Annotated in this window: 15 protein-coding genes and 2 pseudogenes; 9 read left to right on the forward strand and 8 right to left on the reverse strand. The window is 65.9% G+C overall.

The features are described 5' to 3' along the window. Positions 1-24: 24 nt before the first annotated feature. The 5 genes and pseudogenes from F6X53_RS34115 to F6X53_RS28230 form a co-directional block, all read left to right on the forward strand. Positions 25-1719, forward strand: a pseudogene (locus tag F6X53_RS34115) (terminase gpA endonuclease subunit); the annotation flags it as partial. 31 nt (positions 1720-1750) lie between these two features. After that, positions 1751-2923 carry a glycine-rich domain-containing protein gene (locus F6X53_RS34120; RefSeq protein ID WP_425324707.1) on the forward strand — a complete coding sequence of 391 codons (1173 nt, stop codon included), beginning with the start codon at positions 1751-1753 and terminating at the stop codon, positions 2921-2923. Between the two features lie 3 nt (positions 2924-2926). Continuing rightward, on the forward strand, positions 2927-4027 hold the full coding sequence (locus F6X53_RS33780; protein ID WP_151004651.1) for a glycine-rich domain-containing protein: 1101 nt from the start codon (positions 2927-2929) through the stop codon (positions 4025-4027). Between the two features lie 2 nt (positions 4028-4029). After that, positions 4030-4521, forward strand: a complete 492-nt coding sequence (locus F6X53_RS28225) for a hypothetical protein (protein ID WP_151004653.1) — start codon at positions 4030-4032, stop codon at positions 4519-4521. A gap of 448 nt (positions 4522-4969) precedes the next feature. Then, positions 4970-6151 carry a glycoside hydrolase family protein gene (locus F6X53_RS28230; RefSeq protein WP_151004655.1) on the forward strand — a complete coding sequence of 394 codons (1182 nt, stop codon included), beginning with the start codon at positions 4970-4972 and terminating at the stop codon, positions 6149-6151. Positions 6152-6185: 34 nt separating this feature from the next. On the opposite strand, the pseudogene F6X53_RS33440 reads toward F6X53_RS28230, so the two are convergent. Beyond that, positions 6186-6479 (reverse strand): annotated as a pseudogene (locus F6X53_RS33440) (TIGR00366 family protein); the annotation flags it as partial. Positions 6480-7394: 915 nt separating this feature from the next. On the opposite strand from F6X53_RS33440, the gene F6X53_RS28240 reads away from it, so the two are divergent. Next, positions 7395-7574: a hypothetical protein gene (locus F6X53_RS28240; RefSeq protein WP_151004659.1), complete on the forward strand. Its 180-nt coding sequence runs from the start codon at positions 7395-7397 to the stop codon at positions 7572-7574. 118 nt (positions 7575-7692) lie between these two features. Here the strand turns inward: F6X53_RS28240 and F6X53_RS28245 are convergent, their stop codons facing one another. Further along, on the reverse strand, positions 7693-7980 hold the full coding sequence (locus tag F6X53_RS28245; protein ID WP_425324708.1) for a hypothetical protein: 288 nt from the start codon (positions 7978-7980) through the stop codon (positions 7693-7695). 149 nt (positions 7981-8129) lie between these two features. Between F6X53_RS28245 and F6X53_RS28250 the strand changes: the two genes are divergently transcribed. Further along, positions 8130-8807 (forward strand): thermonuclease family protein, encoded by a 678-nt coding sequence (locus tag F6X53_RS28250; protein ID WP_151004680.1) that lies wholly within the window; start codon positions 8130-8132, stop codon positions 8805-8807. Between the two features lie 1129 nt (positions 8808-9936). Then, complete coding sequence (locus tag F6X53_RS28255; protein WP_151004661.1) at positions 9937-11286, forward strand: DUF4214 domain-containing protein; 1350 nt, start codon at positions 9937-9939, stop codon at positions 11284-11286. Positions 11287-11474: 188 nt separating this feature from the next. On the opposite strand, the gene F6X53_RS28260 is transcribed toward F6X53_RS28255, so the two are convergent. The 5 genes from F6X53_RS28260 to F6X53_RS28280 all read right to left on the reverse strand — a co-directional run bounded on the left by F6X53_RS28260 (position 11475) and on the right by F6X53_RS28280 (position 14678). After that, a complete protein-coding gene (locus F6X53_RS28260; protein WP_151004662.1) occupies positions 11475-12176 on the reverse strand; it encodes a hypothetical protein in 702 nt (233 codons plus the stop codon). Positions 12177-12197: 21 nt separating this feature from the next. Next, entirely contained in the window at positions 12198-12668 is a 471-nt protein-coding gene (locus F6X53_RS28265) for a hypothetical protein (protein ID WP_151004664.1), read from the reverse strand. Between the two features lie 88 nt (positions 12669-12756). After that, a complete protein-coding gene (locus F6X53_RS28270) occupies positions 12757-13221 on the reverse strand; it encodes a hypothetical protein (RefSeq protein WP_151004666.1) in 465 nt (154 codons plus the stop codon). 4 nt (positions 13222-13225) lie between these two features. After that, positions 13226-14461 (reverse strand): HNH endonuclease, encoded by a 1236-nt coding sequence (locus tag F6X53_RS28275; RefSeq protein ID WP_151004667.1) that lies wholly within the window; start codon positions 14459-14461, stop codon positions 13226-13228. Then, entirely contained in the window at positions 14442-14678 is a 237-nt protein-coding gene (locus tag F6X53_RS28280) for a hypothetical protein (protein ID WP_151004669.1), read from the reverse strand. Before F6X53_RS28280 ends, F6X53_RS28275 begins: the two co-directional genes overlap by 20 nt. 750 nt (positions 14679-15428) lie before the next feature. On the opposite strand from F6X53_RS28280, the gene F6X53_RS28290 reads away from it, so the two are divergent. Further along, the gene (locus F6X53_RS28290; protein ID WP_151004671.1) at positions 15429-15704 is read left to right on the forward strand and encodes a helix-turn-helix domain-containing protein; all 276 of its coding nucleotides are present in this window, start codon (positions 15429-15431) and stop codon (positions 15702-15704) included. 35 nt (positions 15705-15739) lie between these two features. Here the strand turns inward: F6X53_RS28290 and F6X53_RS33445 are convergent. Continuing rightward, positions 15740-16078: UDP binding domain-containing protein (locus F6X53_RS33445; RefSeq protein WP_280526077.1), on the reverse strand; the 339-nt coding region annotated here is incomplete at its 5' end.

The raw sequence follows: 16078 nt of genomic DNA on the forward strand, positions 1-16078 counted from the left end.
AAGGCATAATATCTCACGCCCTACGGCGTGCCTTTCGGCCGTGCCATCGCGGCCCGGCGCCACAAGCGCTGCGTCTTCGTGGTCTCGGCCCAGTCCGGCAAGTCGGAGACCATCCTCGATGTCATCGGCCAGCGGCTCGATCAGCGGCCGGCCCCGATCCTCTACGTTGGGCCGAACAAGCAGTTCATCACCGAGCAGTGGGAGCCGCGCGTCATGGCGCTGCTCGACGAGGCGCCGGCGCTCGCCGCCAAGGTCGCCCGTGGCAAGCGCATGACGAAGACCCGCAAGGTCATCGCTGGCGTGCCGCTGCGCCTGGCGCATGCCGGCTCCTCGACCGCGCTGAAATCCGATCCGGCGTCGCTGGCGCTGACCGACGAGGCCGACGAGTTGATGGCGAACGTGAAGGGCCAGGGCGATCCGATCGGCCTGATCGACGCGCGCGGCGACACCCACGCCGACTTCGTGCACGCGATGGTCTCCACGACCTCGCGCGGACCGAAGGAAGTCGAGCTCGATCCGGTTTCCGGGCTGGAATTCTGGAAAATTCAGCCCGCCGACGACATCGAATCGACGATCTGGAAGTTCTGGCAGGCCGGCACCCGGCATCACTGGACTTGGGTGTGTCCGCACTGCGAGGAGCGGTTCGTGCCGCGCCTCGCCTGCCTGGAGTACGAGCACAAGGGCGAGGAGGCCAAGACCACCCCGGCCCGCGCCCGCGAGACAGCGCACCTCGTCTGCCCGCGTCACGGCTGCATCATCACCGAGGCCGACAAGAAGGCGATCAGCGCCACCGGCCTCGAGGTGGCGCCCGGCCAGGCGCTCAATGCCAAGGGCAACCCGGTCGGGGAGCCGCCGGCGAGCGACACCTGGTCGTTGTGGACATCGGGCCTGTGCTCGCCGTTCCAGAGCTTCGGCGACCGCGCCGCGCGCTACGTCGAGGCGATCCAGACCGGCGATCCGGAGAAGGTCCAGACGGTCACGAACGCCGCCTTCGGCGAGCTCTGGATGCCGAGCGGCGGCGACGCGCCGGAATGGGAGGAGGTGGCCGAGCGCCGCCTGCCCTACCGCTTCCGTGAGATCCCGGCCGGCGTCCTGTTCCTGACCTGTGGGGTCGACGTCCAGAAGGACCGGCTCGTCTACGTGGTTCGGGGCTGGGGGCTGCGGCAGGAATCCTGGCAGATCGTCCACGGCGAGATGTTCGGAGACCACCACGACACCCGCCTCGACGACGTCTGGCTCGAACTGGCCGACCTGATCGAGAACGGGATCGGGGGCCTGCCGATCCGCCGCGTCTTCATCGACGCGGGCTTCCGACCCGGCAAGAAGGAGGCTGGCGACGAGAACACAATCTATGAGTTCTGCCGCCGCCATGCCCGGCACGTCTACCCGACCAAGGGCTACGACCACCGGACGGTGCCGCTCTCGGTCAACCGGATCGACGTCACCCCGATTGGGGGGCGGCCCTCCTACGGCCTCGACCTCGTCCGCCTCGACACCGACGTCCTGAAGTCCTGGATTCATTCCCGGGTGCGCTGGCCGCAAGATCAGCCCGGCGGCTGGCAACTGCCGATTGATGCCTCGGAGGACTTCTGCCGTCAGGTGGTCTCCGAGGCACGGGTGCGCCGGCCGGGCGGCGGCTCGATGTGGCTCCGGCGTTCGCGCCACAACCACTACCTCGACGCCGAGGCGCTGGCCTACGCCGCGGCGAAGATGCTGGGCCTCGAGCGACTCCGCGTTGAGGGTGAAGCCGATGCCGAGCAACACCTCGATCGTCACGGCCGCGCCGAGCGCCGCGACGCCCTCGCTCGGTCTCACCGGAACGCCGGCCCTTGCCAGCCAAGACGTTTTCGGCACCGGCCATTTCCTGCCCTTCTACAAATCCGACACCTTCGTGGTCCCGCCCGGCGTGACGCAGATCCGCGTGCGCGTCTGGGGGGCGGGCGGCTCCGGCGCCGGCTGGTCGGCGCCCAGCCAAGGCAAGGCCACGGGCGGTGGCGGCGGCGGCTTCGCGATGAAAACGCTCGCGGTCACGCCGGGCGCGTCCTACGCGGTCACGGTCGGCAAGGGCGGGGCGCAGGCGCTCGGCTCGGCCGGGTCGGCTACGTATGGATTTGCCGGCGCCGCCTCGTCGTTCGGAGCGGTTTGCTCGGCTACGGGCGGCGGGGGCGGCAATCCGCTCGGATCTCCCTTCGCGGCGACGGGCAGTGGGGGCGCGGGCGGCACCGGCTCCGGCGGCGACGTCAACTTCACGGGTGGGGCCGGGGGCTCCTGCGCAAACGGCAACGTCAGCGGCGCCACCTATCAGGCGACGGGCGGCGGCTCCGCCGCATCGAACCTCGGCGATGGGGGGCGCGGCGGCAATTTTTCGGCGGCGGCGCCCGTGTCCAACAGTTGTGCTACGGGCGGCGGTGGCGTGGGTGGCGCCGGCGGCGACATCAGCACAAACTTGGCGACGACATGGGGCTCGGGCGGCGGCGGCGCCGGTGGGTCCGCATCGGACACCTCCGAGGGCACTCAAGCCTCGCTGATATCTTCGCGCGCGTACCTCGGGGGGCTGGACATCTTCGGCAACGTGGGCAGCGGGACTCCGTACGGCAACGGCTATGCGCCGGTCTCCAGCGCATCCGTGCCAGCCGGGGTCTACGGCCGCTTTCCCGGGGACGTGCTGTTCGGCGCGGGCGGCTACCCGATCAACACCAGCACCGGCGCCGGCGGCGGCGGCGGGCCCGGGGGTGGCTCGGGCGGTGCGACGCAAGCGACCTCGACCAACGCCGGCGGCGGCGGCTGCTACAACGGCGGCAACGGCGCGACGGGCGGCACCGGCGGGTTCCCGGGCGGCGGCGGCGGCGGCAGCGTCTGCTCCGGCAGTTTTAACGCTTACGGCGGCGCCGGCGCAGACGGCTTTGTCGTGGTGGAGTGGTAGGCGATGGCAAGCAATCTACAAAACGCGCCGACCACCACAAGCGCGGCGGTGGCATCCCTCGGGTTTCAGGGCGTGCCGATCCTGCTCGGGCAGGACATCTTCGGCACGGGCAAGCTGCGCGCCTTCTACAGCTCCGGCACCTTCGTGGTCCCGCCCGGCGTGACGCAGATCCGGGTGCGCGTGCACGGCGCCGGCGGGGCCGGCGGTCTGGCGATGAGCGGGAGCACGCTCAAGGCGACGGGCGGCGGCGGCGGCGGCTTCGCCATGAAGACGCTCACCGTCACGCCGGGCGCGTCCTACGCGGTCACGGTCGGCAAGGGCGGGCAGCAGGTCTATCTTCCGAGCACGGGCGTCTTCAACGCCTACGCGGGCGGCACCTCATCGTTCGGGGCGGTCTGCTCTGCGACCGGCGGAGCGGGCGGAGTCACCGGCAGCGGCGCGGCTACGCTGGCCGGATCGGCCGGCGGCGTCGGCAGCGGCGGCGATTTCAACTTCACCGGCGGGGCGAGCGGCGCGATCCTCTCGACGACGACGGCGGCCTTCGGCACCGGCGGCGGCGGCTGCGCCACGATCCTCGGCAACGGTGGAGCCGGCGGCAACATCACGACGGGCGCCAACGGGAGCGTGTCCGGGGCGAGCGGCGGTGGCGGGGCTCTCAAGAAAGCCGGCGACGTCGACAGCGTCGAGGGGAGCACGTACGGCGCCGGCGTTCTCGCCGGGTCCGGCCCCTCAAGCCTCGGGACGGCCGGGGCCGGCGTCGGGCTGAACGGTGTCGCCTCTCTCGGCAGCGAGGGCGGGGTGCTGCCGGCTTACGCGTTCAGCCGGTTCGCGGGCGACATTCTGTTCGGGTCGGGCACCGGGCCGCAGCCGCAATTCGCTTACGCCGGCGCGGGGTCCGGCGGGAAGCGAGCCAATGGCGGCGGAGGTGTCTACGTCGGCAACGGCGGCGCCTTCGGCGGCGGCGGCGGCGTCGCGGCCAACAACGCCAACAACATTGCCGGCGGCACCGGCGGTATCGGCGGCGGCGGCGGCGGGGCGGCCTGCACCTCCGGGATCGGGTTCAATGGCGGCGGCGGCGACGGCCTCGTCGTGGTGGAGTGGTAGAGATGGCAAACTTTGCACGCGTCGTCGGCGGGGTCGCGGTCGATGTCTCGACCGACCCGGCCGCGCAGTTTCACCCCGACCTCGCCGCGCAGTTCGCGCCCGTGCCCAACGCGGTGCGGCCGGGCTGGCGGCTCGTCGATGGAACCTGGGAGGCGCCGCCCGCGCCCGAGGGCGCCGGCGCCCCGCCGGCCCCGGCCTATCGCACCCTGATGACGCCGATCCGCTTCAAGGCGCAGTTCAGCGTCGCCGAGCAGGTCGCGATCAAGCGGGCGCGGACCTATGTCGACGGCGCCGACCCGACGCCGGAGGGGAACGCGCAAAAGGCCTTCACCCGCGACGCCCTCGACGTGCTGTTCGGCTCGCTCGACGATCCGCACCTCGCCGAGGTCGACGTCGCCGACCCGTCCGTGATCGGCAGGATTTCGTTCTGCGCGAGCGTCGGCATTCTCACGGCCGAGCGCGCCGCAGCGATCAAGCTCGGCGTGCCGGAGTAGCCGCCGCACGCCTCGTCCGCTTCACCCGACCCCGCGCCGCCCCTGACCGGGCGGCGTGCGCGCGGCCGACGGCCGCTAGGCCAAGACGGTGTGTGAGCGGCGCAAAGGGTGATCGGCCATGCTCGATGACCTCGAAGCCGCGCGCCGCCGCGAGCTGATCACGCATGCCCTCGCGGCCGGCACGGCGCTGCTGATCGCCGCTGTCGTGATGTGGCTGAACCTGCCCGGCTGACCGGCCTGTGACGACGGGCCGGCTCGCCTGTAGGGGGAACGAGCCGGCCCGACGGACGACCAGCTGTCCAAGGGGAGGTGAGGACCGCAGGGCGGCACCTTAACCTGCATCAGCTTTTGGCTGTCGTCAGCGATTCGTACGGACCCGTACCGCGCAGCTTAGCGCGATCCATCCGAGCCGGCCGGTCGCCGCGCACTCCTCACATCGAGAGATCCCATGGCCCTCACCGCCATCGGCCGTGCCGCGCTCGTCGGGCGCGAGGCGCTGAAAACCCGCGCCTACAAGGATAGCGTCGGCGTCTGGACCGTCGGCGTCGGACACACCTCGGCGGCCGGTCCGCCCGCGGTCACGGCCGGTCTCACCATCAGCGAGGCTGAGGCGCTGGCGATCTTCGACCGCGACCTCGTCAAGTACGAGGCGACCGTCGACCAGGCCGTGAAGGTGCCGCTCGCCGACCATGAGCGCGACGCGCTGGTCTCGATCTGTTTCAACATCGGCCAGGGCGGCTTTGCCAAATCGACCTTCGTGAAGCGCTTGAATGCAGGCGACCGCGCCGGATGTGCCGCGGCGATCATGTCGTGGACGAAAAACAAGGAGCTGATCAGCCGCCGCACCGCGGAGCGCGACCAGTTCCTCACTCCGTACAGCGCCAGCCTGCCGAAGGCCCGCAGCAGCGACCACTCGCCCGTGAAGGTCGACGGCTCGGCCCCCGTCACCCCCACCAAACCGAAGAGCGACCGCATGTCCGTCACCGCCGGCAACTGGGCCGAATCGTCGCTCGCCCGCTACGAGGTCGAGGCGATCCAGAAGCGCTTGCGCGACCTCGGCTACTACATGGTCGGCAAGGTCGATGGCATCTGGGGGCCGTCCACGGCTGGCGCCCTGATCGCCCTGCAGACCCAGGCCGGCATCACCGCCGACGGTCACTGGGGCCCGCAATCGAAGGCCGCCCTCGACGATGATGCGAATGCCCGCAAGATCCCGGCGGCGCGCGCCAGCACCACGGCGGCGGACCTCCGCGCACAGGGCTCCGTCATCGCGATCCAGGGCAGCCGGGTTACCTGGTCCTCGGTCTGGCAGATCGTGCTCGGCGCGATGGGCATCTTCCAGTACCTCGCCCAGAACTGGCAGGGCGATCTGTCCAGCCTGCCGTTCCCGGCGAGCCTGATCCTCGGCTTTCTGCCGCCCTGGGTGGCGCCGGTCCTGATCATCCTGCTCAACCTCTACAACGCGCTCGCGGCCCAGGGCATCGTCAAGGCGCGCGTCGTTGCCGAGCGGACCGGCCTCCACAATGGCGAGCCCGACCCGGCGCCGAGCCCACCCGTGACGGGAGCACCGGATGGCCCGCAGCTTGGCGGCATCCTCGGCAGCCTGTTCGGTCGCCCGGCGTCGCGGTGAGATGGATGCGCTCGCACCTTCCGACGCAGGTGTTCCGCGGCAGGGCGGCGGCCCGGCGCATGAGCGCGGCGACGGGCGGCGACACGGCGACTACGTAACCGCCGATCGCAACGAGCGCCATCTGCATGGTGATTGGAATCAAGCTCCAGAAGCCGTCCCCGAACGCCTTGCTGATCGCCAGTGGCTCGCTTCCATGGGCGAGCACGCCGAGCCCGACGAGGCAGGCCGCGACGAGCACGAAGACGTAGCTGTCGGGAAACCATCGCTCGGAGGAGGCGACGAGCGTCTGCGAGGTGCTCATGAGGCGCCCCTCCCGCGGCGAAACCATATCGGAGGGTGATCATGACGCCGAGGTGGACTTCGAGCCAGTCGATTCCCGACCCTTTGTGGATTTCGGCCTCAAACCGGTCGCCTGCCCGCAGCAGCCTTACAGCACGCTCACAGGCCTGTAGTGATTTGCGCAGATGCGAGTTCACTGAGATGGCTTCGTTCTGCCAAAACGCAGGAGTCGCCCTCTCCGTGCTCTTCTTGGCGGGTGACTCGGCCGTTAGAAATTGAGGCCGACTACTCCAGCTCGAGTTCGGATCCAGACCCCAGAAAACTACTTAATTCGGTGATATCAAATACTCAGTAGAATTTGTGGCATCTCTTCCTGCCCCAATCAGGCTTCCAACACGCACAAAACGCATCTTGGCCCAAGTACGCCCCTGCCAGAGCTACTCGTGCCGATCGTTAAGCCGGTGCCAAGCGGTTCGCTGCTGGGAGTTGAGTCTTGCAGACCGCACAGGACTTGAGTCTGCTCAAGTTCGGCTATGGTCCCGCATGTCAACGCGCCGATGGCGCACCGTAATGGAGAAATATGCCAGCAGTGCAGACTTGCAGCATCAATTCGCAACCACTCTGAAGCGGCAACTCGATGTCTCAGAGGTCGCTCGCTGAAGGTGCGCGAGACGGGCGCAGCGCGCGACCCGACCCGCAACCAGCGGTTTATTATTTGCCGCAAAGACAACCTGCACGCGAAAAATTAACACGAGGCTACGGTTGTGTCGGCTGGCTCGAACACGGCGAGGCAAACGGACACACGGTCTACACCGCATATGTAGCCGAGAACACCGAGCGCCTCAGTGCAGCCTAGGCAACGTCTGCAGCCGCCGACGCAACAATCCACGAAATCAGCACGCAAGGCCAAGCTTCTAGAAGCAGCCCCATACGACGGCCACCGAAGGCCGCAGAGGGTAACACCATGCTCGATATCGTCTTCCGGATCATTGTCGCGGGCGGGCTCATGCTCGGTACTGCGCACCTGCCGTCCCTAACCGCCGCTCACGCGACTCCTGCGGTTCTGAAGACCTCAGGATCGTCGAAGGCGATGCACGCGTGCGCGCCGCATTGGGCGGCGCTCATCCGCGCCCGTGTCGCGTAAAGAGTTGCGTGTCGTGACCCTGCTCGCCCTTCTCGTTGCCGCCAACTTCGTGCTGGCCTCTACCTTCTCCATCGCGGCGCTGGCTGTTGACTGACTAAGTTGGCGAAAGGCTCGTCCTTCAGTCGTCGTCCGCGTCGGCGGGTGATCCGGGCGGGAGCGGGCCGGCATCGATGTTGTCTTCTGGAATGCCGGGAGGACCATCGAAGCCGACAACGCCATCCGGGTTGTCAGGTGAGACATTCGGATCGACGGGCGGCGGCCTGTTTCGATTGAGGCGTCGGTCGATGCGCTCCTCGCGCTCGAGATCGCGCTCGATCGGAACGTCGCGCGAAGCTTGGGCGAGGGCCTCCGCTCCAAAGGCGATGCTGACCACTGCCAAGATCAGAGGAACGCGCAGATTTCGCACAGGGCTGCTCCCACCTCGTACCCCAAACATGCAGCTTGGCTGATGATCTGCCCTGGTCAAGCTCAGGGTTGACAGCGTACGCCGTCCTCGTCGTCACATCGCGTAGGCCGCCTGTGGGTTTGTTCGAGAATTTGCGAGGTGGGCACGTGATGCGCTTGGCCGTGGCTTGCCTGCTCCTTGTCAGCCCCGCCCTTGCGGTTGAAGCGATCGTCGGCCGCGCCTCGGTCACCGACGGTGATACCCTCGTCATTCGCGACACGCGCATCCGCCTCTATGGTATCGATGCCCCGGAGGGCGCGCAGCTGTGCGAGGACGCCTCCGGCCGGGATTACCGCTGCGGGCAGACGGCCGCGCTGGCGCTTGCCGAGCACATCGGCGATGCGACGGTCGACTGCGAGCCGCGCGACAAGGACCAGTACGGGCGCACGGTGTCGGTATGCCGGAAAGGAGCGGAGGATTTGAACGCCTGGTTGGTGTCACAGGGTCACGCGATCGCCTACCGGCGCTTCTCCCCGGACTACATCCGTGAGGAGGTTCGGGCACGCGCCGCCAAGCGCGGCATCTGGGCGGGCACCTTCGAGGAGCCGTCTGCGTGGCGCCGCGCCACGCGCGGCGCAACGAGGGAGACCAGCGTCGAACCTGTTCCGTCGCCGTCGGCTCTGAACTGCCAGATCAAGGGCAACATCAGCCGAAGCGGCGACAAGGTCTATCACCTGCCGGGCAGCCGCGACTACACCCGCACCACCATCGACGAAGCAGCCGGCGAGCGCATGTTCTGCTCGGAGGACGAGGCGAAGGCGGCCGGGTGGCGAGAACCGCGGAGATGAGCGCGGGCGGACATAGCCGCCGACCCTGGGGCTACGGCGTGCCAGTGGGAGAAGGCAATTCTGCAGGACGCGGTGGATGGTTCAGACGCGGCTCCCGCGTGGAGCCGTCGACTTCCTGCGCGGGTTCAGGGGCAGGGTTCCCGTAGGGTTCACTCAGTTCAAGCGGCACCTTAGTCAACCCCGCTTCGACACTCGCTTTCCGCCAGCGTGCCTCCTCGGCGAGCGCCGCTCTTGTCTATTGGAGTTCCGCAGTGACCGCGACGAGCTTGCGACGAGCCGCACGTCTGGCTCGGGCCGCGCGCATCCATGCAACGATCAGCAGAGCACAGACGCCGAGCAGGAATGCGAACCGTACTTGAGCATCGCGCGGCCAATCCTCCGGCGCGAAGAGCGCGGACAACCCGAAGTCCCACATTGCCGGCTTTCCGCGGAATCGACCTCTTACACGGGGCGAAATTGGTCATTCGTGCGCGACTTCAAGCCCAGAGCAGGATCATAATCATGAATTCTGTCCCATCAGCAAGTTCGCTCAGATCGCATATGTATCCCTTGCGGGTATCGGAACCCTGACTCTGAATCTTACCGCGTCCGGCGTATGAGCGGCGGCTTGGGCTGGCCTGACCGGAATGATACCGACTGAAGCTCGTACTCAATCCTTTGTTAATCGTAGTTCTTTCGCGACATTCTTGATCAAGTTTACGTGTCACGGTCGATTTGAAGTGGCGGCTTCAAACCACCTCTCAGCGAATCGTCGCTCCGAAGCACTCCGCAATCGCCAACTTGCTGTTCTGCGTGCAAATTCATGGAAGGCTGTAACAGGGACGCTCAAGACAGGTCGGTGCTCAGACGCCCATCAGAAGCCCTCGCTGGATACCCGCTGGTCGTACCTGGGCTTCTTGCCGCAAACGCAGGCGAACTCGCAAAATCCTGACGCGAGGCAATAACATCACAGAGTTCGGAAAAGGCGTCTGTCGTCCGCGCAAACCCTCCCCTTTACGCGAAATCGCCATCCACATTGGCACGACCTCTCTGTATCAAGGCGGAGCTATGCTCTTCGTTTGGTTTTGTCAGTGGCGATTCGAACGACTTTGCCAAAGCAATCCACTTCTCGAACCTTTGATCCCGAACCATGACCTTCGCTTATACGATCGCGTTAAACGACCCTGGTCAAAGTTCGCAGGCTGCGGCCCTCGTACGCAGCCTGAGCGTAGCCCTCGACACTTGGTCGAATTACCTTGGCGGCTATGGCACGATCAACATTCAATTGAACGTTCAGCCCCTGCAAACCGGCGTTCTGGCGCAGGCGGCTCCCGGTACGCAGGTTCAGACGGGGACCGACGGCGGCCGCGTCGTCTTCCAGAGTGGCGCGATCACGGAACTCCTGACCGGCGCTGACGCGAACGGAATCGCGCCGGATGTCAGCATCACAGTCAACAGTCAGGCTCTCACCAGCGGGCAGCTTTATCTTCGCGCGGACCCCTCGGTTTCCTCCTTCATTCCATCGCGCAGTTATGATGCGATCACGGTCCTGACTCACGAACTCGGTCACGCCTTCGGGGTGGTCGGATACCGAAATACCAGCACCGGCGCGCGTGCGGATTCCGCCGAATCTGTGTGGGACAAGCTGGTCGTGGTCGAGCCGGATGGGACTGCGGTGTTTACCGGCGCCCACGCTGTTGCAGCCTACGGTGCTCCCGTACCCGTCACGACAATCCAGAACGGGAGCCAGTATTATCATCTCGGCTCTGTGAGTGGGGATGCGGCCAGTGCCGCTCTGATGACCGGGCTGGGCTTGCCGGCGGGCACAATCCGCGGCGTTTCGGACCTCGATCTTGCCGTGCTCAAGGACCTCGGAGCTCCGGTGCTCGGCGCAGCGACCACCGGCAGTCAGGATACAGGTTATCAGATTAACAGCGTGTACCGGGCGGTCCTGCAGCGCTCGGCCTCGCTGTCCGAACAGCAGTTCTGGCTCGCACAGGAGACAGCCGGAGTAGCACCGAACCACGTGCGCACCGCCATCACGACGTCCGCGGAGGCGGACGCATACGTGGATCCAATCGTGCGCCTCTACAGCGTTGCGTTCGGGCGCGTTCCGGATCAGGGCGGACTTAACGCACATGTGAATGCGCTGCAGGGCAATTCACTTTTCAGCGTCGCGGCCAACTTCGTGAAGTCGCCCGAGTTTGCGCAGCTTCACGGTGCGACGAGCGTCACGGACACCCTCTTGCAAAGCTTCTACGCCAACGCTTTGGGTCGGTTCGGATCGGCTGGTGAGTTGGAGAGTTGGAAGGCAAGCGGACGATCGGTTGAGGCCATCCTGGTGGGTTTCTCGGAATCTCCGGAGTTTCAGGGTCGGTCTCAGGCTAAGGTGCAGGCCTTCTTGGATGCGGCGGCTCACGGCGCGGCCAACTATACCGGCCCCCTGATTGAACCCATTGCGGTCCAGGGCATCGCGAATCAGACCGCGGCCTGGGAATAACTTCGGGAAAATCGCGCATTTCGAGTGATCTTGTGTAGCATTTGCCGACAAATAGTCGGCAATTTGTGAGGCAACTGTAGAGATCACCGAGGCAGCCCTCTCGGGCGAAGATCATCGCCGCCATAGTTGCCCGTGGAGCTCCTGGATAAGCGCCGGCCCTCGCCCCAAATCGGGGTTGCGACTCGCCATCACCGCCGCGGGCGGCGTTTCAGCGGCTCCTCCTTCAGCGCCGCCTGATAAAGCTCGAACGCCTCGATAGGCGACATGTCCCGTGTGATGGGCGGGACCGACCAACTCCACCGCGAGGCGTATGTAGGATCCGAAGCATGGATTAAATCAGCCAAATCGTTTCCAAATAAATTCCAGCGTATTGCACAATAAAGATGAGACCTGATTATATCAACGGGGTCGCGGGCAACGCCAACTACTTCCGTCGGCCGGCCTTGATCGTCTGATTGTATCTTTTCAGCCGCGCTTCCGTAGTCCAGTTCAAAACCACGGAGCGTAGGATGGGCGCGGCACCACTCGGGCAGGCAACGAAACAGTTCCATCAGTGCATGCTCAACCTCAGTACACGGATCTGCAAAGCCTACCTTACGACGGGCTAAGAGACGTTCCAGCGCATCGTTGAAGCGTTCGTTGAACTTCGGATGGTGGTGGAATCCGCTTTGGGGTTCACAATCGATCTCGTGCGCTATTTCCCACTCGAACGCCCTAGCTAGGGCGGGCTCCAAAGCCTCATCGCGTTGCAAGGCCCCGAGATGGTAGGCGATGAGAACGAGCAGAACCTCCTTGAGGCCGGACGTTTCTTCATCCTCGATGCCCGGACGATTCGTAACATGCAGGGCCTCGAGGCGAGCGAGACGCTTCAGCAGCGGGCGAGCGACCATATGGTGATCTCCTCCAGCGACTCAACTGCTTGACGCTGCCGACAGGTCTTGCGCTTCCTCGAGACGGCGAAGCCTCTCGTTGAAGTCAGCCGCCTCGACCGCTTGAATATGTGTCTCCACCAGCCTGGCCAGCGCTGCCGCTTCAGCTGGCGTGATCTCACCCGCTGCGACGGCTTGCAGCAAGGCGAGCGTTGCTGTGGGGAGATCCTCCGGCCCATTGATCGCGGGCAAGGTGAAGGAAATCGGCCGCTCGTTGTGCAGGGACGCGAGGCGGTTGAGGCAATGGCGCAGGGCCGGCGCGTTTCCCGCGAGTGCCATCTGGATGGCTTTGCGGGTGAGGGCTTCGGCTGCCTGTTCCAAAAGCTCGTCGGCGGACGCGGTCGGGGCTTTGCTGTCCTGAACGGACCGCTGACGCGGGGCGCTGGTCGCGGTCGATCCAGCCTGATCGGCCTGGTCGGCTTGCACATGCGCAGCCGAGTGTGCCTCTGTCACAGCCCATTGCTCCGGAGACCAGAAGGGTGGGAGAAGGCCGCAGGCGCCAATCCACGAAGTCCAGCTTGCCAGCCTGTGGCGGAGCGCATCATTGAGAAGCCGTTTCCGGTAACAGGCGCCGTGCCTCAAGGGCGAGCGTCTCCAGACGCCGGACGGCAGATTTGCGCAGCGAGAGGGCGCGGCGCTCGTAGCGGGCCAGTCGTTCGAGACCTTGGAGCAGTTCAGACGGGGCGAGCGGGGTGGACAGGGTCTCCGCGCTCGTCGGGCTCTCAGGAGAGTCGGCGTCCCGCATCAGCGCGATCTTGACGGCACGGACGCGCTGGAGATGGGACTGCGCCTCAGCGACAGCGCGGGCGGCTTCCAGGATGGCTGGATCGCTGGCGAGGTCTCCCGCAAGGAGCGCCGCGAGGTGCTCGGCCTCAATCTCAGCCTGGGGATCGGATGCCGCCGCAGCCAGGCCGTGTCTGCGCGCATTCTGAGCCGAGCGCGCCTTGCCTTCCGCCGTACGCGGGCCGGTGCTGGCCCGCGCATTCCGGCGATTGGCCAGGATCATACGGTCAGACGTCATGGCCGTTGCGGGGTGACGTGACCCGGCGGGGCTCGCGCCCCGATGCCTCGACGTCGATCACATCGGCGGACGCGGCCCGCAGAAGCTGACTGACGCTCGCCCGCTTGCGCTCGATCTCGCGCAGGAGCGTGTCGCGACGATGATCAGCGGAGGCGATCATCCGCTCGATGCGCTCAATGTCGGGGAGCTTCAGCTGGAAGGCGTGGGCCGTGACATCGGCGGGGGTGAGGCCGCGCGCCCGGAGCAATTCTCCGGTCGCAAGGGCCTCGTTCGCATTGCCATCGAGCCAACCTAAGGCGAGGCTTTCCGCCTCGCGGCGCTGCTCGAAATCCGGCTTGAAAGCGTTATGGTTCCGGGCCTCCAGCACCGGGAGGATCAGCGCGGTGGCGGCCTGAAGGCGCGCCTGCGCCAGGATCTGCCCGCGCCAGCGGCGGCACCGCTTCGCCTCCCAGATCAGGTCGACGATGTCCTTGACCCAGATCGCCTCGATGACGTCCACCGGCTTCACTTGGCCGATGAAGGTGCGCAGGAGGGTGTCGTACTGCTCAGCGGTTTCGCCCGGGAGGAGCGGACGCTCCTCGAGCAGGAAATCGAGATGGCGGGGGAGTGCGGGCAGGATTTCGCCTGAAGCAGCGGGCATCGAGTGGTCGTGCACAGGCGCGGCGGCCTCGGTGGTGATCATGAGCGTGGACTCGACAGCTCTCGTTCTTGATCCGTTCTCGACCTCGGAGAGTAACGGCCGAGGTACGGACCGGTTCCGCTGGCAGTCGGTTCCCTCGGCTTCGAAGGTTTGAGGAATGACCGGAGAGCGTGTCTCAATCTGCGACCCGCTGACTGACTGCCGGCGATCGGTACGGAGCACCACGGTGCCGTTGACCTTGCGCTTGAAGGCGCTGGAGCGGGAGCCCGGCAAGGGAGACGTCGTCACGACGGCTCCGAGGTGGCGCAACTTCTGCCGTTTGGCCCGGGCGGTACGGGCGTGATCATCGCGTGTTTTCGCCCGGCCGCATAGTTCGTGGGCTGGGCCCATGTTTCCGAGTTCGTCGGCTCCGCCGAGCTCGAGAGCCCGGATGTGCTCGACAATCCAGCGCTCGCGGACGCCGTCGATGCGCTGGTTGCACACGACGCAGGTGCCACTGGTGCGCTCCCAAGCTTGGAGCCGGCGCTTGGCGGACAACGAGCCGCGGGGCGTGGTTCCGACGTCCTCAGGGGTGACGAAGGGCATTGGAGCGCTTTGGCTTGGGGTGCGAACGGTCGCCCAGGGCTTTGATCGTGCGGTAGGACAGGCTCTCCCACTCGCAGAGGAGTTGCTCGTAGCGCTCGATGAGAACTTTGAGTTCAGCCTCGCCCTTGCAGGACACGAGCTTCGCTTCGAGTCCTAAGGAGGCGACGGTTAGACGTGCGGGATTAGCCGCGCGTGAGCGCGGTCTTTTCTCGGGCATGAGGCGTCTCGTTGGCTCGGAGGATCTTGGAAGTGGGTGTGGGGCTGCGCCCTTGCCGCCGGGGCTGCTGCCTCAGCGTGTGTCCGCGATCGGGCCAACGGTCACCGTAGGCCGCGGTTGTTCTGACCAAACGTCTAGAGCAGTGCGGTTTGGATTCTGCGGCAGCGATCGATCAAGGATTCGAAGGATGGACCTTGGTCCGACCAAGTTCGGCTCCCCCTGCCCTTCTGCCTCGCTGATCGAGGGGACCGCCAAGCGGACCTGAGCATCGCTATCCCGACGCGCCTTGCCCTGCTCAAGGTCGAACGCAAGGCGGCGGGCGAACTTCGCAGCCTTCCACGTACCTTTGAGAGCGGCCGACAGGCAGATGTTCCAGGACTCGCCTGTGACAGAGCGGCGGGCCTTCGCGGAGACGATGGCCACAGACATAATAGCGCAACGGCTGTACGCACCGGCTACAAATAGAGGATGACTGCGAGCGGACGCTTGAGCCCGAGCTGCCGCGAGCTTAGCGAAGCCGTTGGCAGTGAGAGCGGCTCTTAGCTCGGCTGCCGAAATTTGCGTGCGATTGGCGCGCAGGCTCTCCAGGGCAGAGGACCACGAAATGGCACGGCTTAACGACATGGGACCAACCAAACTGACTTTCTATCACTCGGTTATATGTTCATGCCTACGTTCCAGTCAATAGCCCTATAACTGGATAATGGTTTTTGGCCGCATTCCCTCGATTTTGGGGCTTCAGGCGTACCGATGTCGAAACACAAAATTTCCCTCACGCCCCGCCTTGTGCGTGCTGCTCGCGCACTGACTGGGTGGCAGCAGCAGGAACTCGCCGACGCATCTGGTGTGCCCAAGCCAACAATTTCTGCCTTCGAGCTGAAGTCCGAGGACGGCCGAATGATCAGTGCTAATGCACGCCTAATCATCGATGCATTCGAGCGCGCTGGTTTAGAGTTCATCCCAGAGAACGGTGGTGGAGCTGGCATTCGATTTCGGGTGAAGCGAGATGCTAAGGCCGGGAGCTAAAGGCTGCCGATCACTCTCAGCTCCGCGCTCTAGGTCTAGCCGGCTTGACCGACGCTGGTGTAGCGGAATCCGCGCCGCGCGATGTCCTCGGCCCGGTAGACGTTGCGCAGGTCTACCACCACGGGCGCCGCCATCGTGGCGCGCAGCCGCTCGAAATCGAGGGCCCGGAACGCATCCCACTCGGTCACGAGCACGAGCGCGTCCGCGCCTTCGGCGCAATCGTAAGGGTCGCTCGCATAGGCGATCTCCGGCAGAAGGGGGCGCGCCTGCTCCATCCCTTCCGGGTCGTAGGCCCGGATCCGCGCGCCCGCATCCTGCAGCCCCGCGATGATGGAGAGCGAGGGCGCATCGCGCATGTCGTCGGTGTTGGGCTT

The organism is Methylobacterium soli, assembly GCF_008806385.1.
Taxonomy (GTDB): Bacteria; Pseudomonadota; Alphaproteobacteria; order Rhizobiales; family Beijerinckiaceae; genus Methylobacterium; species Methylobacterium soli.